The following is a 21,358-nucleotide window of genomic DNA, read 5'->3' on the forward strand; positions in this document are numbered from 1 at the left end:
CAACCACCCATGGTGTTGCAAGCAGAGTGCTCGCGTCCACGAATCCAGCATCACGCCAGACTTGATCTGTGCCGTGAACCCCACCCGCGGGTGGAATGTTCCGCGCACAGGTCGCTAGAGTTACGGCGGCCATAGCGAAAGGGAAACACCCGGTCCCATCCCGAACCCGGAAGTTAAGCCTTTCAGCGCCGATGGTACTGCAACCGCGAGGTTGTGGGAGAGTAGGACGCCGCCGGACATACCATTAGCAAGCGGGGCCATACCTTCGGGTATGGCCCCGCTTCGCATTTCCCCGGGGGTCTTTCAGCCGGCGCGGCTCGAGACCCAGCCGGCCCAGCTCTCCTCCACACGTCGCGCTCTTGCAGCACCCTCCACACGACCACCGATCGCCGCGCAGCGCCGTCGGTGTCGGCGTCGAGCGTGGTGCTCGGAGGTGATGCGGATGTCCGCACGGACGAAGGAGAAGGAGCCGGCCACCGAAGGCCGGGTCGAGCACGTGAACGAGGTCCGTCTGGTCGGCCGGGTGACACAGGCCCCCGAGGAGCGGCTCCTGCCGAGCGGGGACACCGTCTGGACGTTCCGGCTGGCGGTGACCAGGACGGGGGACCGCGGGAGGTCGAAGCAGACCGTGGACGCTCTCGACTGCGCGGTGTGGGCCGCCCGCCCGCGGCGCAGCGTGTCGTCCTGGCGGCTCGGCGACGAGGTGGAGGTGTGCGGCGCCGTACGTCGCCGGTTCTTCCGTGCAGGCGGGGGCGCGGCGTCCCGGACCGAGATCGAGGTCCGGACGGGCAAGGTCATACGTCGCGCAGCGAGCGGATGAGCACCCCGGTGCTCGGCTTGGGCTGGAACGACGTGGCCTTCTGCGGCAGGAGCCGGTCCGCGGCGACGATCCGCAGGACGTGGTCGACCGCGGGGGCCGGCACCAGGACAGCGGTCCCGGTCTCGGGGCCGGCGTGCGCGAGCACGTCCTCGGCGGAGTGGTGGTGACCGATCCGGTGGGGTCCGCGAGCGAGGGCGGGGACCAGGTCCTCGTGGAGGACCTCGATCGCCAGCCGTCCCGGTCGGACCGGGACGTGCAGGGCCGCCCAACGAGCGCTGTCGGTGACCACGAGCGTGTCCGGCGCGAGTGCGTCGACCGCCGCGACGGGGGAGAGCTCCTGGAAGCGGAGGCCGACGTGCTCCGCGGCGGCGCGGACGTCGTCGTACCGGCTGCCCACCAGCAGGCGGTGGATCGCGCCGAGGAACAGCGGGGTGTCGTCCTGGTCGACGAGCATGGCGAGCCCGCCGCCGGTGGCGGTGCTCGGCGCCCGCCGCTGGAGACGGAGGTAGGCGCTGTAGCGGTGGTGCCCGTCGGCGATGAGCGCGCGGGTCCCGGCCAGCTGCTCGGCGAGGAGTGCCTGGCGCTCGTCGTCGCGCACCGCCCAGAGCCGGTGCTGCTGCCCGGCGCGGTCGGTGAACTCGCGCAGGGGTGCCTCCGCCCGGACGTCGCGGAGGATCTCGCGGGTCTCGGACCGGCCGCGGTGGACGAGCAGGATCGGCGCGGGGTTGAGCGCCATCTGGGTCATCCGGTCCGCGAGCTCGTCGGCCTGCGCGGGGTGGATGCCCTCGTGCGGGAAGATCGCCCGCTCCGCCGGCGCCGCCGCCCGGCGCGAGACGTCCAGGACACCGACCAGCCCGCGCACGGTGATGCCGCCCGCGGTGTACTCGTGGAGGTAGAGCGCGGGGGTGTCGTCCCGGCTGAGCTGGCCGCGCACCCGCCACCGGTCGAGGCGCTCGGGGACGGCGCCGTAGGGCCGAGCGAAGGCGCGTGCGGAGGAGGGGTCCCCGACCAGACGCGGGGCCATCATCAGCGCACGGAACGGCGCCAGCGCGAAGGGGCCCGCGACGTAGGGCGGGGTCACCACGGCGCTGGGGTCCATCGGGGCATCGTAGGCTGCCCGCTCGACGACGCCGGAAGGAGGCGAACGTGCTGCAGGGATCCCCGACGCCGCTGTCCCGGACGCACGACCTGGCCATGCTCGACCTCGACGGCGTGGTCTACGTCGGCGGGGACGCCGTGCCTGGTGCACCCGAGCACCTCGGGGCCGCCCGGGTCGCCGGTCAGCGGCTCGCGTTCATCACCAACAACGCCTCCCGGCCGCCGAGCACGGTCGCCGACCACCTCACCCGGATCGGCGTCCCGGCCGGGCCCGAGGACGTGGTGACGTCCGCCCAGGCCTCCGCCCGGGTGCTGGCGGAGCGGCTGACGCCCGGCGCGCCGGTGGTCCTCCTGGGGGCCGCGGGTCTCGAGGAGGCGGTGCGGTCGGCCGGCCTCACCCCGGTCGGAGTCGAGGACGAGGCGGAGGCGTTGGTGACCGGCTACGGGCCCGACGTGCTGTGGCGCGACATCATGCGGGCAGCGGTCCGGGTGCGCGACGGGCTGTGGTGGGTGGCGTCGAACACCGACTTGAGCATCCCGACCGCGTACGGCACTGCTCCCGGCCACGGCGTGCTCGTCGAGACCATCCAGCGCTTCTCCGGGGTGGCGCCGGTCGTGGCCGGCAAGCCGCAACGGCCGCTGCTCGACGAGACGGTGCGCCGGGTGGGCGGCGAGCGGCCGCTGATGGTCGGTGACCGGCTGGACACCGACATCGCGGGCGGCCGGAACGCCGACATCGACACGTTGCTGGTGCTCACCGGTGTCACCGGGCTCCGGGAGCTGGTCGCGGCGCGGCCTGAAGAGCGTCCGACCTACCTGGCTCCGGACCTCGCTGGGCTGCTCGAGCCGCATCCCGAGCTGGTCCCGGGGACGGATGGCGACGGGACCGGCGCGTCCTTCGAGGTCGACGGCTGGCGGGCCGACGTCGTCCGAGGACGCGTGCAGGTCGACGGCTCCGGCAGCGTCGCTGACTGGTGGCGGGTCGTGGCCGTCGCGGGGTGGGCCCACCTGGACGCCACGGGGGAGCCGGCCGACGTCACCGGCCTGGAGCCCCCGCGGCCCGGCGCCCGGTAGCCTCGCCCGCATGGACCAGCAGCCCCCCGAGCCTCGCGACGACGCGGCGACCGGCGGACCGGTGCGGACCGGTGTCCCGCGGGTCGACGAGGTGCTGGCCGCCGTCGAGGAGCTCGGGGAGCGGCCGATCGAGGAGCACGTCGGTGTCTTCGAGACGGCCCACACCGAGCTGCGCCGCGCCCTGGACGCCGACCCGGCGACCGACGTACCGCCCGGCTCGTCTCCCACCGACCCCGCCTGAACGCCGTGCCCCCTCGTCGACTTCGGCTGGACGCCGAGCTGGTGCGCCGCGGCCTGGCGCGCTCCCGCGAGCACGCGAGCGAGCTGATCGCCGCCGGACGGGTGACCGTGCAGGGCGCGCGGGCCACCAAGCCCGCGACGGGCGTCACCACCGACGTCGCGCTGGTCGTCGCCGACGACCCGGACCGTCCGGACTACGTCTCCCGTGGCGGGCACAAGCTGGCGGGGGCGCTGGCCGCGTTCGAGCCGCTCGGGCTGCAGGTCGCCGGACGCCGGTGCTTGGACGCGGGTGCGTCGACGGGCGGCTTCACCGACGTCCTGCTGCGCGAGGGTGCGGCAGAGGTGGTCGCCGTCGACGTCGGCTACGGCCAGCTCGCGTGGCGCCTCCAGCAGGACGAGCGCGTCGCCGTGCACGACCGCACCAACGTCCGCGAGCTCACCCCCGAGCTGGTGGGCGGGTCGGTCGACCTCGTCGTGGGCGACCTGTCGTTCATCTCCCTGGAGCTGGTGCTCGACGCCCTCGTCGCGGTGGTCGCGGAGGACGGCGACCTGGTGCCGATGGTCAAGCCGCAGTTCGAGGTCGGCAAGGACCGGGTCGGCAAGGGCGGGGTCGTGCGGGACGTCGGCCTGCGCGCCGAGGCCGTGCTGTCCGTGGCGGCCGCGGCCGAGAAGCGGGGCTGGGGCGCGCGGGCGGTGACCGTGAGCCCGCTGCCGGGTCCGTCGGGCAACGTCGAGTTCTTCCTGTGGCTGCGCAAGGGGCCGGCCAGCATCGACGCCGACGACGTCCACGCCGTCGTGCGCGGCGGCCCGCCACCGTCGGTGCCCGGTGAGAGGGTGGGTCCATGACCACCCCCGCCCCGCCGACGCGGCGCGTCCTCATGGTCGCCCACACCGGCCGGGAGGAGGCGCGCGAGGTCGCGCTCGCCTTCTGCAAGGCGCTGAGCGCCAGCGGGATCGTCGTGCGGGTGCTGGCCGCCGAGGCGGCGGACCTGGCGCTCGACCCGGCGGCGTACTCACCGGCGGTCGAGATCACCGACAGCGAGGAGGGCGCCGCCGCGGACTGCGAGCTCGCGGTGGTCATCGGCGGGGACGGCACGATCCTGCGCGCGGCGGAGATCACCTACAGCAGCCGCACCCCGGTCCTGGGCGTCAACCTCGGCCACGTGGGGTTCCTCGCTGAGGCCGAGGTCGACGACGTGCAGTCGACGATCGACGCGGTGGTCGAGCGGCGGTACGTCGCCGAGGACCGGATGACCCTCGACGTGCAGGTGTTCCGCGACGGCGAGCTGGTGAACCGGACCTTCGCGGTCAACGACGCCAGCGTGGAGAAGGCCGCCCGCGAGCGCATGCTCGAGGTGGTCGTCGAGGTCGACGGCCGCCCGCTGTCGCGGTGGGGCTGCGACGGCGTGGTGTGCGCGACGCCGACCGGCTCGACGGCGTACAACTTCAGCGCGGGCGGACCGGTCGTGTGGCCGGGCGTCGAGGCGCTGCTGATGGTGCCGATCAGCGCCCACGCGCTGTTCGCCCGGCCGATGGTGGTGGCGCCGACCTCGGTGCTGGCCGTCGAGGTGCTGGCGCGGACCGAGGGGGCGGGCGTGCTGTGGTGCGACGGTCGACGCACGGTCGACCTGCCGCCGGGCGCCCGGATCGAGGTGCGCCGCGGCGAGCACCCGGTGCGGCTGGTGCGGCTGCACGACTCCCCGTTCACCGACCGGCTGGTGGCCAAGTTCGGCCTCCCGGTCGAGGGTTGGCGGGGCCAGGCGGAACGACGACGACGGGAGGCGTGAGGGTGCTCGAGGAGATCCGGATCGGTTCGCTCGGGGTCATCGACTCCTCGACCCTCGAGCTGGGCCCGGGGCTGACCGTCATCACCGGTGAGACCGGTGCCGGCAAGACCATGATCGTCACCGCGCTCGGCCTGCTGCTCGGCGGCCGTGCCGACAGCGGCGCGGTGCGGTCCGGCGCGCGCTCGGCGCGGGTCGAGGGCGTCGTGGACGCGAGGACGCTCGCCGGTTTCGGCGCCGCGGTCGAGGAGGCCGGCGGCGCGGTCGAGGACGACCGGGTCGTGGTGGCGCGCAACGTCTCGGCGGAGGGCCGCTCGCGCGCGTACGTCGGCGGCGCGGGCGTGCCGGTGTCGACCCTTGCCGAGCTGACCGAGCCGCTCGTCGCCGTGCACGGCCAGTCCGACCAGCACCGGCTGCTCCAGCCGCGGCGGCAGCGGGAGGCGCTCGACCGGTTCGGGGGCGAGGCGGTGACCGGCCTGCGCGAGCGGTACCGCGAGGTCTACGCCCGGCTCGAGTCGACCGAGCGCGAGCTCGCCGAGGTCGTCGCGTCCGCGCGCGACCGGGTGCGGGAGGCCGACCTCCTGCGGTTCGGGCTCGACGAGGTGGAGCAGGTGTCACCCGAGCCGGGGGAGGACGGCACGCTGGCCGCGGAGGAGACCCGCCTCGGGTTCTCCGACACGCTGCGGACCGCTGCAGAGGTCGCGCGCGAGGCGTTGTCGAGCGAGCACGGTGCGCCGGACGCGCTCGGCACGGTCTCGGCTGCGCGGTCGGCGCTGGACGGCGTGCGCGAGCACGACACCGAGGCGGCCGAGCTCGCCGACCGGTTGGCCGAGGTCACCTACCTGCTCTCCGACGTCGCGGCCGACGTGGCGTCGTACGCCACCCGCATCGAGACCGACCCCGCCCGGCTGGCGGCGGTCTCCGAGCGGCGGGCGGCGCTGACCGCGCTGACACGGAAGTACGGCGAGACCATCGACGAGGTGCTGGCGTGGGCGGAGACGTCCTCGCGACGGCTGCTCGAGCTGGACGGCACTGACGAGCGGATCGAGGAGCTGCGCGCCGAGCGGGAGACGCTGCGCGCCGAGCTGGGCCAGGTCGCCGGCGCGCTGACCGGCGCCCGGACCGAGGCCGCCGGCCGGCTCGCGGCGGAGGTCACGGCGGAGCTCGGGCTGCTGGCGATGCCGCACGCCCGGGTGAGCGTCGAGGTCCGCCAGACCGAGCTCGACCCGGAGGCGCACCCGGGCGGCCCGACCGGGTCCCGCGCGCCGCTGCCGGTGGGGGACCGCCACCTGCGCTACGGCTCCTCCGGCGTCGACGAGGTCGAGCTGCTGCTCGCCGCCAACACCGGTTCCGAGCCACGCCCGCTGCACAAGGGCGCGTCCGGGGGCGAGCTGTCCCGGGTGATGCTCGCGCTCGAGGTGGCGCTGGCCGGCACCAGTCCGGTGCCGACGTTCGTCTTCGACGAGGTCGACGCCGGGGTCGGCGGCACCGCCGCGGTGGAGATCGGGCGACGGCTCGCCCAGCTGGCCCGGTCCGCCCAGGTGCTGGTCGTGACCCACCTCCCGCAGGTCGCGGCCTTCGCCGACCGCCACGTCGTGGTCGAGAAGTCCAGCGACGGCACCGTCACCAGTTCCGGCCTCACCGTGCTCGACGAGGCCGCGCGCGAGCGCGAGCTGTCCCGGATGCTCGCGGGGATGACCGAGAGCGACACTGCGCTGGCCCACGCCCGCGAGCTGCTCGAGGTCGCCTCCAGCGCGAGGGCCCTCGCCGCCGGGTGACGCGGGCCACGCCGACGCGCCCGGCCGGAAGAGGTACGCCGAGGGGCCGGCCGCGTTTGTGACCATGGGTCGGCCATGAGACTCCCCACCCGACCGCAGACCTCCGTCCTGCCCGGGGTGGCCGGGACCGCGCGGGTGGAGCGACGTGCCCGCGTGCTGCTGCCCCGGCTCCGCCCCGGCGACATCGCGGTCCTCGAGCACCCCGCGCTCGACCGCGCCACCGCCCAGCGGCTGGTCGACGCCCAGGTCGCGGCGGTCGTCAACGTCGCGCCGATGGTCTCGGGCCGCTACCCGAACCTCGGCCCGGAGGTGCTGCTCCGCGCCGGCGTCCCGATGGTCGACGGCGTCGGCTCCGAGGGGCTGGCCGCGCTGACGGACGGTCGGCGGGTGCGGCTGCACGCCGGCACGGTGCTCGAGGACGCCGGTCACGACGGTGCCGACGGTGGCCGGGTGCTGGCCAGCGGTCGGGCGCTCGACGCCGACACCGTCGAGGCGGAGCTGGCGCGGGCCCGGCAGGGCCTGGCGACCCAGCTCGAGACGTTCACCCACAACAGCGCCGCGTTCCTGCAGCGCGAGCAGGACCTGCTCCTGCACGGCGTCGGGGTGCCGGTGCCCGCGACGAGGATCGCCGGACGCACGGTCGTGGTCGTCGCCGACGGCCCCGAGGTCGAGGCCGAGCTGACCCTGCTGCGTCCCTACCTGCGCGAGCAGGAGCCGGTGGTGGTGGCGGTGGGTCGCAGCGTGGACACGGTCCGCGGGATCGGTCGTCGCCCCGACGTCGTGGTCGTCGACGCCGCTGTGCCCGACGGCGTACCCACCGCAGCAGCGCTCAAGGCCGCGCGCGACGTCGTGGTCCGCACCGGCCGCGGCACCAGCGGCAAGGAGCTGGTCGAGTCCCTCGACCGGCTCGGCATCCGTCCGCTGCGCATCGAGACCGACGCGACCGCCGAGGACGCCGCGCTGCTGCTCGCCGACGCCGGCGACGCGGCGGTGGTCATCGGGGTCGGGATGCACGCCACCCTCGAGGAGTTCCTCGACCGTGAACGGTCCGGCCTCGCCAGCACCTACCTGACCCGGCTCAAGCTCGGCGCGCGGCTCGTCGACGCGGCCGCGGTGCCCTTCCTGTACTCCGGGCGCGTGCGCCCGCACCACCTGCTCCTGGTCATGGTCGCCGGACTGGTCGCGCTCGCCGCGGCCGTCGGCGTGACCCCGGTCGGCCAGGGGTGGGCCGACCAGCTCTCCGAGACCCTGCAAGGACTCCTCCCGTGATCACCTACCGCCACCACGTCGTCTCGCTCGTCGCGGTGTTCCTGGCCCTGGCCGTCGGCGTCGTCCTCGGCGGCGGCCCGCTCAGCGAGCTCGGCCGCGACGACGCGCAGCCCGCACCGGCCCGGGCGGTGACCCAGCAGGCACGGCTGGCAGCCGGGTACGGCGACACGTTCGCCACCGCCGCGGCCGAGCAGCTGTACGACGGGCGGCTGGCCGACCGGCCGGTCGCCCTGCTGGCGATGCCCGGCGCCGACGACAGCACGGTCGCCGGCCTGACCGAGCAGGTCGAGCTGGCCGGCGGTGCCGTCACCGGCCGGTACGACGTGCAGCCGGCGCTGCTCGCGGCCTCGGAGAAGGCGCTGGTCGACACGCTGGGCAGCCAGCTCGCGGCCGACCTCGGAGCCGGTGTGGTCGACGCCGACGCGTCGACGTACGCCCGGATGGGCCAGCTGCTCGGCGTCGCGCTCGCGACGACCGGCGAGCAGGCGAGTGCGCCTACCGACGAGACCCGCACCGTCCGGCAGAGCCTGGCCGCTGCCGAGCTGGTCGTCTCGCCCGAGGGCGAGACGCCGCGCGCTCCGGCGGTCGTGGTCGTGCTCGGCGACAGCGGGCCGACCCCGGCGACGCTCGCCGTGCTCGACGGGCTGCTCAGCGGCGCGGCCGAGACCTCGCGGGGCGTCGTGGTGGCCGGCACGACCGCGGCCGCACGCGCCGGCGGGCTGCTGGCGGCGCTGCGGCGCGAGCCGGTCGCCGACGTCGTCACGACCGTCGACGGCGCCGAGAACGCGCTCGGCCAGGTGACGACGGTGCTCGGCGTCCTGCGCCGGTTGGCGGGCGAGGGCGGGGAGTTCGGCGCGTCCGGTGCGGACGGCGCCGTGCCGTTGGGCTGATCCGCCGGTTCCTGGGATAGCATGGAGTCCCGTGAAGAACCCGACGCCCACCAAGCACGTGTTCGTGACCGGAGGCGTCGCCTCCTCGCTGGGCAAGGGTCTGACGGCCTCGAGCCTCGGCCGGCTGCTCCGCTCGCGCGGTCTGCGCGTGACGATGCAGAAGCTGGACCCCTACCTCAACGTCGACCCCGGGACGATGAACCCGTTCCAGCACGGTGAGGTCTTCGTGACCAACGACGGGGCCGAGACCGACCTCGACATCGGTCACTACGAGCGCTTCCTCGACACCGACCTCAACCAGATCGCGAACGTCACGACCGGCCAGGTCTACTCCAGCGTGATCGCCAAGGAGCGCCGCGGCGACTACCTCGGCGACACCGTCCAGGTGATCCCGCACATCACCAACGAGATCAAGGACCGTGTCCGCGCCATGGCCGGCGAGGGCGACGACGCCGTCGACGTGGTCATCACCGAGGTCGGTGGCACGGTCGGCGACATCGAGTCGCTGCCGTTCCTCGAGGCCGCCCGCCAGGTGCGCCACGACGTCGGCCGCGACAACTGCTTCTTCATCCACGTCTCGCTCGTGCCCTACATCGGCCCGTCCGGCGAGCTGAAGACCAAGCCGACGCAGCACTCCGTCGCCGCGCTGCGCCAGGTCGGCATCCAGCCCGACGCCGTGGTCTGCCGCGCCGACCGCGAGCTGCCCGAGGGCATCAAGAAGAAGATCGCGCTCATGTGCGACGTCGACGAGGAGGCGGTCATCACCTGCGCCGACGCCCCGTCGATCTACGACATCCCCAAGGTGCTGCACCGCGAGGGCCTCGACGCCTACCTCGTGCGCCGCCTCGACCTGCCGTTCCGCGACGTCGACTGGACCGCCTGGGACGACCTGCTGCGCCGCGTCCACCACCCACGCGAGGAGGTCACCGTCGCGCTCGTCGGCAAGTACGTCGACCTCCCCGACGCCTACCTGTCCGTCGCCGAGGCGCTGCGGGCCGGCGGCTTCGCGCACGAGGCCAAGGTGCACCTGCGGTGGGTCCCCTCCGACGAGTGCCAGACGCCCGCCGGGCAGCAGCGGCTGCTCAGCGACGTCGACGCGATCTGCGTCCCGGGCGGCTTCGGCATCCGCGGGCTCGAGGGCAAGGTCGGCGCGCTCACCTACGCCCGCACCCACGGGATCCCGACGCTCGGCCTGTGCCTGGGCCTGCAGTGCATGGTCATCGAGTACTCCCGCAACGTCGCCGGCCTGGAGAAGGCCGACTCCACCGAGTTCGACCCCGACACCGCCGAGCCGGTCATCGCGACGATGGCCGAGCAGAAGGAGTACGTCGAGGGCTCGGGCGACCTGGGCGGCACGATGCGGCTCGGGCTCTACCCGGCCGCGCTGGCCGAGGACTCGATCGTGCGGGAGCTCTACGGCGCCGCGCAGATCGAGGAGCGGCACCGCCACCGCTACGAGGTCAACAACGCCTACCGCCAGCAGCTGTCCGACGCGGGTCTGGTCTTCTCGGGCCTGAACCCCGAGCACGACCTGGTCGAGTTCGTGGAGCTGCCGCGGGACGTGCACCCGTACTACGTCTCGACCCAGGCCCACCCCGAGCTCCGCTCCCGTCCCACCCGGCCGCACCCGCTCTTCGCGGGCCTGGTCGGCGCGGCGATCGAGCGGCAGCGCGAGCTGCGGTTCCCCATCGACGTCGACGCCCCGGTCGAGGTGCCTGCCGAGGCCTGAGCCCGCGCCCGGTGGGTACGGTCGCGGCATGTCGACGCACCCCCTGGAGGACCGCCCCGAGAGCTGGCCGGTGACGGTCTCGGCCGACCTGACCCGGACCGGCTGGGTGGTCAACCTCCGCCAGGACATGGTGATGCGGCCCGCGGACCCGGGCGGCGACGGCGAGGAGCCGTTCCGGCGGCTCGTGCTGGAGCACCCGGGAGCGGTGATCGTGCTGGCGGTGGACGACGGGGAGCGGGTGCTGTGCCTGTCGCAGTACCGCCACGCCGCCGGTCGCCGGTTCGTCGAGCTGCCGGCCGGGCTGCTGGACGGGCCGGCGGAGGAGGAGCCGCTCGACGTCGCGAAGCGGGAGCTGCGGGAGGAGGCGCTGCTGGAGGCCGAGGACTGGACGCACCTGGGCACGACCTGGTCGTCGCCGGGGATCTCCGCGGAGGTCATGCACCTCTTCCTCGCGCGCGGGCTCAGCACCGCGGACCGCGGGGAGTTCGTGCTCGAGCACGAGGAAGCCGACATGGAGACGTTCTGGGCGCCGTTCGCCGAGCTGCGGGCGGCCGTGCTCGACGGCCGGGTCGCGGACGGGCCGCTGGTGCAGGCGGTGCTGCTGGCGGAGGCGAAGCGGCTGGTGGGGAACGGCGCGACGTGACCCACGTGACACCTCGCGGCGGTAGTGTCGCGACGTCGTCACGACGAGGTGGCGGCGTACCCGCGGCAGACAGGAAACCACTCCCGTGAAGGTCGGTGTCCCCCGAGAGGTCAAGGACCACGAGTACCGCGTGGCCATCACCCCCGTCGGCGTCCACGAGCTGGTCGCGCACGGGCACGAGGTGCTCGTCGAGACCGGCGCGGGCGTCGGGTCGTCCATCCCCGACGAGGAGTACGTCGCCGCGGGCGCCAGCATCGTCGGGAACGCCGACGACACCTGGGGCGCCGCGGAGATGGTGCTCAAGGTCAAGGAGCCGGTCGCGGAGGAGTACCACCGCCTCCGCGAGGGCCTGACCCTGTTCACGTTCCTCCACCTGGCCGCGGACAAGCCGCTCACCGAGGAGCTCGTCGCGCGCGGGGTGACCGCGATCGCCTACGAGACCGTGCAGCTGCCCTCGGGCGGGCTGCCGCTGCTCTACCCGATGTCCGAGGTCGCCGGCTGCCTCGCTCCGCAGGTGGGTGCCCACTCGCTGCTCAAGGCCGAGGGTGGCCGCGGCGTGCTGCTCGGCGGGGTCGGCGGGGTCGCGAACGCCAAGGTGGTCGTCATCGGCGCCGGCGTGGCCGGCCAGAACGCCGCCAACATCGCCCTCGGCATGGGTGCCGACGTCACGCTGCTCGACACCGACCTGGACAAGCTGCGGATGTCGTTCTGGCGCTACAACAACCGGGTGCACGGGTTGGCGTCGTCCAAGCTGGCGATCGAGCAGCAGGTGACCGAGGCCGACCTGGTCGTCGGGGCGGTGCTCATCCCGGGCGCCGCCGCGCCGAAGCTGGTGAGCAACGACCTGGTGGCGGCGATGAAGCCGGGCTCGGTCCTCGTCGACATCGCGGTCGACCAGGGCGGCTGCTTCGAGGACACCCGGCCCACGACGCACTCGGACCCGACGTACCCGGTGCACGGCTCGACGTTCTACTGCGTCGCGAACATGCCGGGCGCGGTGCCGAACACCTCGACCTACGCGCTGACCAACGCGACCCTGCCGTACGTCGTCGCGCTGGCCGGGAAAGGCTGGGAGCAGGCGTGCCGGGACGACCGGTCGCTGGCGCTCGGCCTCAACACGCACGCCGGTCGGCTCACGAACAAGCCGGTCGGCGAGGCCGTCGGCATGGACGCGACCTCGCCGGACGAGGTGCTGGCCTGAGCACCCAGCAGCGAGAGCAGCACCAGCAGGCGAGCCCGGTCGCGCGGGCGGTCCGCACCTACCTCGACCACCTCGCGGTCGAGCGCGGCCTGGCGGCGAACACGCTGTCGTCGTACCGACGCGACCTGCGCCGCTACCTCGAGCACCTCGACGGGCTCGGAGTCACCGACCTCGCGGAGGTGACCGAGGCGACGGTGTCGGGGTTCCTCGCGCGGCTGCGGGAGGGCGACGCCGACCACCCGCCGCTGAGCTCGACGTCGGCCGCGCGCACGGTGGTCGCGGTGCGCGGGTTCCACAAGTTCGCGGTCGCCGACGGGCTGGCCGCGGTCGACCCGGCCAGCGCGGTCAAGCCGCCGACGCCCGCCAAGCGGCTGCCCAAGGCGCTCCCGCTGGCCGATGTCGAGGCGATCCTGGAGGCCGCCGGCGCCCCAGGCACGGCGCTGGCGCTGCGCGACCGGGCGCTGCTCGAGGTGCTCTACGGCACGGGCGCGCGCATCTCCGAGGCGGTCGGCCTCGACGTCGACGACCTCGACGCGGTCGACGGGACGGTCCTGCTGCGGGGCAAGGGCAGCAAGGAGCGGCTCGTGCCGGTCGGCTCCTACGCCCGGGAAGCGGTCGACGCCTACCTCGTCCGCGGCCGGCCGGAGCTCGCCTCCGCGGCGACCGGGACCGGCAACGGCGGCGCGCTCTTCCTCAACGCCCGCGGCGGCCGGCTCTCGCGTCAGTCGGCGTGGGCGGTGCTGGTCAAGGCGGCCGAGCGGGCCGGGGTGAGCGCCGACGTCTCGCCCCACACCCTGCGCCACTCCTTCGCCACGCACCTGCTCGACGGCGGCGCGGACGTGCGCGTCGTGCAGGAGCTGCTGGGGCACGCGTCGGTCACCACCACCCAGGTCTACACACTGGTCACCGTGGACAACCTCCGTGAGGTCTTCGCGACCGCCCACCCCCGGGCCCGCGACTGATGGCCAGCTTCGCCGCACCGACGACCGACGACCCCGACGAGGTGTACGACGCCCTCACCGGCTGGGTCGAGTCGCAGGGGCTCTCGATGTACCCCCACCAGGAGGAGGCGGTCATCGAGCTGCTCGGCGGCAGCAACGTCGTGCTGGCCACGCCGACCGGGTCCGGCAAGTCGCTGGTGGCCGTCGGGGCGCACGCCGCCGCGCTGGCGACCGACCGGGTCAGCTTCTACACCGCGCCGATCAAGGCGCTGGTGAGCGAGAAGTTCTTCGCCCTGTGCGAGGTGTTCGGCGCCGACGACGTCGGCATGCTCACCGGCGACGCGTCGGTCAACCCCGACGCCCCGATCATCTGCTGCACCGCCGAGGTGCTGGCCAACCTCGCGCTGCGCGAGGGCACGCGTGCCGACGTCGGGCTCGTGGTCATGGACGAGTTCCACTACTACGCCGACCCGCAGCGCGGCTGGGCCTGGCAGGTGCCGCTGCTGGAGCTGCCGCAGGCGCAGTTCCTGCTCATGTCGGCGACGCTGGGCGACGTCAGCGGGCTGGCGGAGGACCTCAGCCGCCGCAACGGCCGGGAGACGGCGCTGGTCGACCAGGCCGAGCGGCCCGTGCCGCTGCACTTCAGCTGGTCGCTGACCCCGATGGGGGAGATGCTCGAGGAGCTGGTCGCGACCGGGCAGGCGCCGGCGTACGTCGTGCACTTCACGCAGGCGGCCGCGGTCGAGCACGCCACCTCGCTGCTTGCCGCCAAGAAGATCGAGAGCGCCGACAAGGACGCGCTGGCCGAGCGGCTCGCCGGTTTCCGGTTCGGCGCGGGCTTCGGCAAGACGCTGGCGAAGCTGCTCAAGCGGGGGATCGGCGTGCACCACGCCGGGATGCTGCCGCGGTACCGCCGCCTCGTCGAGCAGCTCGCGCAGGCCGGCCTGCTGACGGTCATCTGCGGCACCGACACGCTCGGGGTCGGCATCAACGTGCCGATCCGGACCGTGCTGTTCACCGGTCTCGCCAAGTACGACGGCACGCGGCAGCGGGTGCTGCGGTCGCGGGAGTTCCTGCAGATCGCCGGGCGGGCCGGTCGCGCGGGCTACGACACCGTCGGCTACGTCGTCGTCCAGGCCCCCGAGCACGTCATCGAGAACGAGAAGGCCAAGGCGAAGGCCGAGGCCAAGAACGCCGCGATGAGCGAGGAGAAGCGGGCCAAGCGCAAGTCGAAGGCGCAGCTGAAGAAGGCGCCCGAGGGCGCGGTCGTGTGGACCGAGCAGACCTTCGAGAAGCTTGTCGCCGGCGTGCCCGAGCCGTTGACCAGCCGGATGAAGGTCGACAACGCGATGCTGCTCAACGTCCTCGCCCGCGAGGAGGACGCGTTCCCGGTCATGCGCCGGCTGATGCAGGACAACCACGAGGAGCGGCGCAGCCAGCTGCGGCTCAGCCGGCGGGCGCTGCGGCTGGCACGCAGCCTGGTCCGCTCGGACGTGCTCACCCGGCTCGACGAGCCCGACGAGCACGGCCGGCGCTACGTGCTGACCGTCGACCTGCCTCCGGACTTCGCGCTCAACCAGCCCCTGGCCCACTTCGCGCTCGCCGCGCTGGACGTGCTCGACCCCGAGGCCGAGGAGCACACGCTCGACATCGTCTCGGTGGTCGAGGCCGTGCTCGAGGCGCCGCGGCAGATCCTCTTCGCCCAGCAGCACGCCGCCCGCGGCGAGGCGGTGGCGGAGATGAAGGCCGACGGCCTGGAGTACGACGAGCGGATGGCGCTGCTGGACGAGGTCACCTGGCCGCAGCCGCTGCGCGAGCTGCTCGAGGCGACGTACGAGCTCTACCGCCAGGGCCATCCCTGGCTGCCGCCCGTCGAGCAGAGCGAGTCGCTCGCGCCGAAGTCGATCGTGCGCGAGATGTACGAGCAGGGCATGACGTTCACCGACTTCGTCTCCCGCTACCAGCTGGCCCGGTCCGAGGGGCTGGTGCTCCGCTACCTCACCGACGCCTACCGGACGCTGCGGCAGACCGTGCCCGAGAGCCACCGCACGCCCGACCTGGAGGACCTCGTCGAGTGGCTGGGCGAGACCGTGCGCCAGACCGACTCCTCCCTGCTCGACGAGTGGGAGGCGCTGAGCGATCCCGACCACGTGCGTCGCGACGTCGCTGAGCACGCGCCCCCGCCGCCCCCGCGACCGATCTCCAGGCAGGACCGGGCGTTCCGGGTCATGATCCGCAACGCCCTGTGGCGCCGGGTGGAGCTGGTCGCCCGCGACGACCTGGACGGGCTGATGGCGATGGAGCGCGCCGACGCCGAGCGGGCCGACCCGCCGCTGGAGGTCGTCGTGACCCGGTCGGTGTGGGACGCCGGCATCGAGGAGTACTTCGCCGAGCACGACACCCTGCTCACCGACGCCGACGCCCGCGGACCCGACCTCCTCGAGGTCCGGCCGGCCACGCCCGACGAGTCCGGCTCGGAAGGGCGGGCGTGGTTCGTGCGGCAGACGCTGCACGACCCCGAGGGCAACCACGACTGGGTCGTCGACGCCGTCGTGGACCTCGACGCCTCCGACGAGGCCGGGGAGCTGGTGCTCCAGACGCGGGCCTTCCACCGGCTCGGCGGCTGATCGAGCGGGGCCGGCGGGTGGGTGTTTGGTGGGGTGGGTGGTCGGCCACCGAGAGGGCGTGACCGACGCAGACCTGCCGCCCCACGTCCTCGTGCTCTTCGGTGCCCGCGGCGACCTCGCCAAGCGCAAGCTCTACCCCGGGCTGTACAAGCTGGCGGCTGCCGGCCGGTTGCCGGCGGCGTACGCGGTCATCGGCAGCGGACGGAGCGCGCCGGAGTCGCAGGAGGAGTTCCAGGACCTGGTCCGCGACGCGGTGCGCGACGGCGTGGACGACGTCGACGACGGGGTGCTGGAGGAGCTCGTCGGGCGGGTGTCGTTCCAGACGTCGTCCGCCGACGACGGGTCCGACCTGGCCGAGGCCGTCCGGGATGCGGAGAGCGGGCTCGGCGACGACGTACGCCGCCTGGTCTACCTCTCGGTGCCGCCGTCGGCGATGCAGGGGATGATCGCGATGCTCGGCCGGGAGGGGATCGTCGAGCGGGCGCGGCTGGTGGTCGAGAAGCCGTTCGGCCTGGACCTGGAGTCCTCGCGCGAGCTGGACCGGACGCTGCAGGACGTCGTCGAGGAGGACGCGGTCTTCCGCATCGACCACTTCCTCGGCAAGGAGGCGGTGCAGGACATCATGGCCCTGCGGTTCGCCAACCGGCTGCTCGAGGCGGCCTGGTGCGCCCGCGACGTGGCCTCGGTGCAGATCGACGTGCCGGAGGATCTCGGGCTGGAGGGCCGCGGCGGGTTCTACGAGGGCACCGGCTGCCTGCGCGACATGATCTCCACCCACCTGTGCCAGCTGCTGGGCTTCGTGGCGATGGACCGGCCGCACGACTTCAGCGCCGACGCGCTGCGGGACGCGAAGGCGGCGGTCTTCGCGGCGCTCGAGCCGTTCGACAAGGAGCGCACGGTCTTCGGGCAGTACGCCGGCTACCGCGACGAGGACGACGTCGACGACGACTCGCAGGTGGAGACCTTCGTGGCGCTCGAGGCGCGCATCGACAACGACCGGTGGCGCGGGGTGCCGTTCTACCTGCGCACCGGCAAGGCGCTCGCCGAGGGGCGCCGCACGATCACGCTGCGGTTCCGCGAGCCCGACGAGCCGCTCTTCGATCAGGTCGCCTGCCCGCACGAGATCGCGTTGGAGCTGACCGACGAGCCGCAGGTCAAGGTCGACGTCCGCGCGAAGCGACCGGGCGCGAAGATGGTCGTGCAGGCCGCGACGATGCGGTTGGACCTGGAGAAGGAGTTCCCCGACGCGGAGCCGCTGGAGGCCTACGAGCGGCTGCTGCTGGACGTGATGCGGGGCGACCAGATGCTCTTCACCCGCTCCGACGAGGTCGACCGGCTCTGGCAGGTCTGCCAGCCGCTGCTCGACGACCCGCCGGCCCTGCAGACCTACGACCAGGGCTCCTGGGGGCCGGACGCGGCCTCGGACCTCCCCGACGGCGGCTGGCGGCTCGGTGGCTGAGGCGCCGGGGCGGGCGACGGGGCTGGCGCCGGGGGAGGCCCACCCGCCGTACCCGCCGATCGCCGACCACGGCCTCGTCGGCGACCTGCGCACCTGCGCCCTCGTCGACACCCGCGCCACGATCAACTGGCTGTGCGTGCCGCGGTTCGACTCCCCGAGCGTCTTCGGGAGCCTGCTCGACCCGGACGCCGGGTCGTGGCGGCTGGAGCCGGTGGGGGACACCACGACGACCCACCAGTTCTACCTGCCGGACACCAACATCCTGATCACCCGCTTCCACACCGAGGACGGCGTGGCCGAGGTGCACGACTTCATGCCCGTGCTGCGCCCCGACGACCCCGACCACCGCCAGCGCGTCGTACGCCGCGTGGCCGGCGTGCGGGGCACCACCCGGCTGCGGATGGTGCTCACGGCGCGGCCCGACTACGGCCGGGCGGGCGTGGAGGTCACCGAGGTCGAGGGTGGCCTGGTGCTGACCGGCGACGACGTGCGCCTGGGCCTGGCCGCGACGACCGACCTCGCCGTCGAGGACGGCACGGTGAGCGCGGAGGTCGACGTCAGCACCGGCGACCACGTGCTGTTCGTGCTGGAGGTGCTCGACGAGGACCGCGACGTCCACCCGGGGGACGAGCTCGACACCGACGAGCTGTTCGAGCGCACGTCGGCGTTCTGGCGCGGATGGCTCTCGCAGTCGACGTACGTGGGGCGCTGGCGGGAGATGGTCAACCGCTCCGCGCTCACCCTCAAGCTGCTGAGCCACGAGCCGTCCGGGGCGATCATCGCGGCGCCGACGACCAGCCTCCCGGAGGAGATCGGCGGCGCCCGCAACTGGGACTACCGCTACGTGTGGATCCGCGACGCGGCGTTCAGCCTGTACGCCCTGCTGAAGCTGGGGTTCACCGAGGAGGCGGCGCGGTTCATGGCCTGGCTCTCGGAGCGGATGGGGGAGGACGCCGACGTCGACGACGAGCTGGGGCCGCTGCGGGTGGCCTACGACATCGACGGCAACATCCCCGACGAGCACGAGCTCGACCACCTGCGCGGCTACCGCGACTCCGCGCCGGTCCGGGTGGGCAACGCCGCGACCGGGCAGCTGCAGCTTGACATCTACGGCGAGCTGTTCGACTCGGTCTACCTGTTCAACAAGTACGGCCCCGGTATCAGCCACGACGCCTGGGCGGACCTGACCCGGCTGCTGTCGTGGGTGATGGACAACTGGGACCGCGAGGACGCCGGGATGTGGGAGGTCCGCGGCGACACGCAGAAGCACACCGTCTCCCGGCTGATGTGCTGGGTCGCGGTCGAGCGGATGATGCGCACCGCCCGCCAGCGAGGTCTGCCCGGCGAGCTGGCGCGGTGGGCGGAGGTCCGCGACGAGATCTACCGCCGGATCATGGACGACAGCTGGGACGAGGAGCTGGGCTCGTTCGTCGCCCACGAGGGCGGCACGACGGTCGACGCCAGCGTGCTGCTGATGCCGATGGTCAAGCTGGTGGCGCCCAACGACCCGCGGTTCCTGTCCTCGCTCGCGGTGGTCGAGGAGCGGCTGGTCTCCGACACGCTCGTCTTCCGCTACGAGCCGGAGCGGACCGACGACGGGGTCGACGGGCGCGAGGGGACGTTCTCGATGTGCTCGTTCTGGTACGTCGAGGCGCTCACCCGCGCCGGTCGGCTCGACGACGCCCGGCTGGCGCTGGAGAAGATGTTCACCTACGCCAACCACCTCGGCCTCTACGGCGAGCAGGTCGGCCTCACCGGCGAGCAGCTCGGCAACTTCCCCCAGGGCTTCACCCACCTGTCGCTGATCAGCGCCGCCACCAACCTCGACGAGGCGCTCGGCTGACACCACCGCGCTCAGGTGAGGGTCGGTCGGGGGAGCCCCGTACGGTGGCAGGCATGACTGACGAGACGCCGCAGGTGAGGAACGACGAGGGCGAGGGGCGCTGGGTCGCTGAGCTCGACGGGCAGGTCGCGGGGTACGCCGAGTACACCCGGGACGGCGGGACGGTCACCTTCACGCACACGGTCGTCGACGAGGCCTTCGAGGGGCGCGGGGTCGGCTCCGCGCTCGCGCGCACGGCCCTCGACGACGTACGCGGCGAGGACGGGGCGAAGGTCGTCGCGCAGTGCTCGTTCATCGCCGGGTGGATCGACAAGCACCCCGACTACCAGGACCTGCTGGCCTGATCGTTCTCCACAGGCGGGTGCACAGGTCTGGTCGGACCTGTGCACCGGAGCGGGGCCGAGTGCACACGTTGTGCACAGATCGGCCCGCGACCCTGGGGGTTTCCGCCGTCGTGTTGTTGGGGGTCGGAACCCGGTCCTAGGGTGCGCGGGACGGTCACAAGTCGTGATGTCGACAAACGTCCCCGCCCGCGCGGCGTGGGTCGGGAACGAGGAGCAGCTGATGAGCGATGGTGGGTTCCACGCCGGGTCGGGAGCACCCGAGATGCCGCCCCTGGTCCGCACGCCCACCCCGCCGACGCGACCGGTGACCCCACTGGAGGACGATGCCCGCGTGACCGAGCCGCTCCCGTTCGAACGCCCCGTCCAGGCCGCCACGAAGGCGGGCCGGCCGACGGACGGCCCCGCGCTGGGCCCCACGGGCCGACCGATGCCGGTCATCCCCGACCCCAAACCAGTCGCGGAGCACGGCCACGCCCGCGTGGTGTCGATGTGCAACCAGAAGGGCGGCGTCGGCAAGACCACGACGACGATCAACCTCGGCGCGTCGCTGGTCGAGCAGGGCCGGCGTGTGCTGCTCGTCGACTTCGACCCCCAGGGCTCGCTCTCGGTCGGCCTCGGGCTCAACCCGCACGAGATGGACCTGACGGTCTACAACCTGCTGATGGAGCGCGACGTCACCCTGCACGACGTCGTCGTCCCCTCCGGCGTGCCGGGCATGGACCTGCTGCCCTCCAACATCGACCTGTCGGCCGCCGAGGTGCAGCTGGTTCACGAGGTGGCGCGCGAGCAGACGCTGCAGCGCGTCCTGGCGCCGGCGCTGGCGGAGTACGACGTCGTGCTCATCGACTGCCAGCCCTCGCTGGGCCTGCTGACCGTCAACGCGCTGACCGCGAGCCACGGCGTGATCATCCCGCTGGAGTGCGAGTACTTCGCGCTGCGCGGCGTCGCGCTGCTGAAGACGACGATCGACAAGGTCCGCGAGCGGCTCAACCCCGGCCTGGAGATCGACGGCGTGCTCGGCACGATGTTCGACGGCCGCACCCTGCACTCCCGCGAGGTGATGGAGCGCCTGGTGCAGGCGTGGGGCGACACCGTCTTCCACACCGTCATCCGCCGGACCGTGAAGTTCTCCGACTCGACCGTCGCCGGCGAGCCGATCACGTCGTACGCCTCTGGCTCGGCCGGCGCCGACTCCTACCGCCAGCTCGCCAAGGAGGTGCTCGCCCGGTGGCCCGACGCGTGAGCCTGCCCTCGGCCGACGACCTGTTCCGCCCCACCGTCGTCCCCGACGACGAGCAGGCCCCGAAGCCGCAGAAGGCCGTGCGGGCCGTGCCCGACCAGGCGGATCCGGCCGAGGACCGGGCGCCGGAGCCGCCGGAGGCCGGGCGCAAGAAGCCGAGCGGCCGGGTGCGCCACGACGAGAAGATGACGGTCTACGTCACCTCCGAGGAGCTCCTCGAGATCGAGCACGCCCGCCTCGCGCTGCGCCGCGGGCAGGGCCTCGCCGTGGACCGCGGCCGGCTGGTCCGCGAGGCGGTCGCGCTGGTGCTCGCCGACTACGAGGCCCACGGCGACGACAGCGCGCTGGTCCGGCGGCTGACCGAGGGATGACCCCGGC

The 21,358-nt window shown here is 73.5% G+C and carries 19 protein-coding genes and 1 rRNA gene; 19 read left to right on the forward strand and 1 reads right to left on the reverse strand.

Features of this window, described 5'->3' with window-relative positions; all coding sequences use genetic code 11:
* Window positions 1–121: 121 nt before the first annotated feature.
* Together rrf and H7344_RS17765 are read left to right on the forward strand one after the other, a co-directional pair.
* Window positions 122–238: ribosomal RNA gene (rrf, locus tag H7344_RS17760) — 5S ribosomal RNA — on the forward strand.
* Window positions 239–442: 204 nt separating this feature from the next.
* A complete protein-coding gene (locus H7344_RS17765; RefSeq protein WP_186347335.1) occupies window positions 443–820 on the forward strand; it encodes a single-stranded DNA-binding protein in 378 nt (125 codons plus the stop codon).
* Here the strand turns inward: H7344_RS17765 and H7344_RS17770 are convergent.
* Window positions 795–1,919, reverse strand: coding sequence for a DUF1015 family protein (locus H7344_RS17770; protein WP_186347336.1), 1,125 nt, complete (start codon window positions 1,917–1,919; stop codon window positions 795–797). The two genes, H7344_RS17765 and H7344_RS17770, sit on opposite strands and share 26 nt — an antisense overlap.
* A gap of 47 nt (window positions 1,920–1,966) precedes the next feature.
* Here H7344_RS17770 and H7344_RS17775 point away from each other — a divergent pair, with 47 nt between their 5' ends.
* From H7344_RS17775 to H7344_RS17855, 17 genes are all read left to right on the forward strand, one after another.
* Window positions 1,967–2,992, forward strand: coding sequence for an HAD-IIA family hydrolase (locus tag H7344_RS17775; RefSeq protein ID WP_229706756.1), 1,026 nt, complete (start codon window positions 1,967–1,969; stop codon window positions 2,990–2,992).
* A 10-nt stretch (window positions 2,993–3,002) separates the two neighbouring features.
* Window positions 3,003–3,233, forward strand: a complete 231-nt coding sequence (locus H7344_RS17780) for a hypothetical protein (RefSeq protein ID WP_186347337.1) — start codon at window positions 3,003–3,005, stop codon at window positions 3,231–3,233.
* Between the two features lie 5 nt (window positions 3,234–3,238).
* Window positions 3,239–4,078, forward strand: coding sequence for a TlyA family RNA methyltransferase (locus H7344_RS17785; protein WP_186347338.1), 840 nt, complete (start codon window positions 3,239–3,241; stop codon window positions 4,076–4,078).
* Window positions 4,075–5,019 carry an NAD kinase gene (locus H7344_RS17790; RefSeq protein ID WP_186347339.1) on the forward strand — a complete coding sequence of 315 codons (945 nt, stop codon included), beginning with the start codon at window positions 4,075–4,077 and terminating at the stop codon, window positions 5,017–5,019. The genes H7344_RS17785 and H7344_RS17790 overlap by 4 nt, the downstream gene beginning before the upstream one ends.
* A 2-nt stretch (window positions 5,020–5,021) precedes the next feature.
* Entirely contained in the window at window positions 5,022–6,794 is a 1,773-nt protein-coding gene (gene recN, locus H7344_RS17795; protein WP_186347388.1) for a DNA repair protein RecN, read from the forward strand.
* 75 nt (window positions 6,795–6,869) lie between these two features.
* Window positions 6,870–8,063: a putative cytokinetic ring protein SteA gene (gene steA / locus H7344_RS17800; protein WP_186347340.1), complete on the forward strand. Its 1,194-nt coding sequence runs from the start codon at window positions 6,870–6,872 to the stop codon at window positions 8,061–8,063.
* Window positions 8,060–8,953, forward strand: coding sequence for a copper transporter (locus H7344_RS17805; RefSeq protein WP_186347341.1), 894 nt, complete (start codon window positions 8,060–8,062; stop codon window positions 8,951–8,953). Before steA ends, H7344_RS17805 begins: the two co-directional genes overlap by 4 nt.
* A 31-nt stretch (window positions 8,954–8,984) precedes the next feature.
* Window positions 8,985–10,682: a CTP synthase gene (locus tag H7344_RS17810; RefSeq protein WP_186347342.1), complete on the forward strand. Its 1,698-nt coding sequence runs from the start codon at window positions 8,985–8,987 to the stop codon at window positions 10,680–10,682.
* A gap of 28 nt (window positions 10,683–10,710) precedes the next feature.
* Window positions 10,711–11,325: an NUDIX domain-containing protein gene (locus H7344_RS17815; RefSeq protein ID WP_186347343.1), complete on the forward strand. Its 615-nt coding sequence runs from the start codon at window positions 10,711–10,713 to the stop codon at window positions 11,323–11,325.
* An 85-nt stretch (window positions 11,326–11,410) separates the two neighbouring features.
* Window positions 11,411–12,526, forward strand: coding sequence for an alanine dehydrogenase (ald, locus tag H7344_RS17820; RefSeq protein WP_186347344.1), 1,116 nt, complete (start codon window positions 11,411–11,413; stop codon window positions 12,524–12,526).
* Complete coding sequence (gene xerD, locus H7344_RS17825) at window positions 12,523–13,488, forward strand: site-specific tyrosine recombinase XerD (RefSeq protein WP_186347389.1); 966 nt, start codon at window positions 12,523–12,525, stop codon at window positions 13,486–13,488. The genes ald and xerD overlap by 4 nt, the downstream gene beginning before the upstream one ends.
* Window positions 13,488–16,094 (forward strand): DEAD/DEAH box helicase, encoded by a 2,607-nt coding sequence (locus tag H7344_RS17830; RefSeq protein ID WP_186347345.1) that lies wholly within the window; start codon window positions 13,488–13,490, stop codon window positions 16,092–16,094. The genes xerD and H7344_RS17830 overlap by 1 nt, the downstream gene beginning before the upstream one ends.
* A gap of 58 nt (window positions 16,095–16,152) precedes the next feature.
* Window positions 16,153–17,553: a glucose-6-phosphate dehydrogenase gene (gene zwf, locus H7344_RS17835; RefSeq protein WP_186347346.1), complete on the forward strand. Its 1,401-nt coding sequence runs from the start codon at window positions 16,153–16,155 to the stop codon at window positions 17,551–17,553.
* The gene (locus tag H7344_RS17840; RefSeq protein WP_222130837.1) at window positions 17,546–19,396 is read left to right on the forward strand and encodes a glycoside hydrolase family 15 protein; all 1,851 of its coding nucleotides are present in this window, start codon (window positions 17,546–17,548) and stop codon (window positions 19,394–19,396) included. The genes zwf and H7344_RS17840 overlap by 8 nt, the downstream gene beginning before the upstream one ends.
* 53 nt (window positions 19,397–19,449) lie before the next feature.
* Window positions 19,450–19,740, forward strand: coding sequence for a GNAT family N-acetyltransferase (locus H7344_RS17845; protein WP_186347347.1), 291 nt, complete (start codon window positions 19,450–19,452; stop codon window positions 19,738–19,740).
* Window positions 19,741–20,071: 331 nt separating this feature from the next.
* Complete coding sequence (locus H7344_RS17850) at window positions 20,072–20,983, forward strand: ParA family protein (protein WP_373286503.1); 912 nt, start codon at window positions 20,072–20,074, stop codon at window positions 20,981–20,983.
* Window positions 20,968–21,351: a hypothetical protein gene (locus H7344_RS17855; RefSeq protein ID WP_186347348.1), complete on the forward strand. Its 384-nt coding sequence runs from the start codon at window positions 20,968–20,970 to the stop codon at window positions 21,349–21,351. The genes H7344_RS17850 and H7344_RS17855 overlap by 16 nt, the downstream gene beginning before the upstream one ends.
* The last annotated feature ends 7 nt before the right edge of the window (window positions 21,352–21,358 follow it).

Origin of the sequence: Nocardioides deserti (assembly GCF_014266025.1) — a bacterium.
Lineage (GTDB): Bacteria > Actinomycetota > Actinomycetes > Propionibacteriales > Nocardioidaceae > Nocardioides > Nocardioides deserti.

Excerpts from the sequence above, each read along its gene's own strand:
- H7344_RS17765 (WP_186347335.1), top strand. The coding sequence starts at position 443 with ATGTCCGCACGGACGAAGGAGAAGGAGCCGGCCACCGAAGGCCGGGTC.
- H7344_RS17770 (WP_186347336.1), bottom strand. The coding sequence starts at position 1,919 with ATGGACCCCAGCGCCGTGGTGACCCCGCCCTACGTCGCGGGCCCCTTC.
- H7344_RS17780 (WP_186347337.1), top strand. The coding sequence starts at position 3,003 with ATGGACCAGCAGCCCCCCGAGCCTCGCGACGACGCGGCGACCGGCGGA.
- H7344_RS17790 (WP_186347339.1), top strand. The coding sequence starts at position 4,075 with ATGACCACCCCCGCCCCGCCGACGCGGCGCGTCCTCATGGTCGCCCAC.
- steA (WP_186347340.1), top strand. The coding sequence starts at position 6,870 with ATGAGACTCCCCACCCGACCGCAGACCTCCGTCCTGCCCGGGGTGGCC.
- H7344_RS17815 (WP_186347343.1), top strand. The coding sequence starts at position 10,711 with ATGTCGACGCACCCCCTGGAGGACCGCCCCGAGAGCTGGCCGGTGACG.
- H7344_RS17830 (WP_186347345.1), top strand. The coding sequence starts at position 13,488 with ATGGCCAGCTTCGCCGCACCGACGACCGACGACCCCGACGAGGTGTAC.
- H7344_RS17845 (WP_186347347.1), top strand. The coding sequence starts at position 19,450 with ATGACTGACGAGACGCCGCAGGTGAGGAACGACGAGGGCGAGGGGCGC.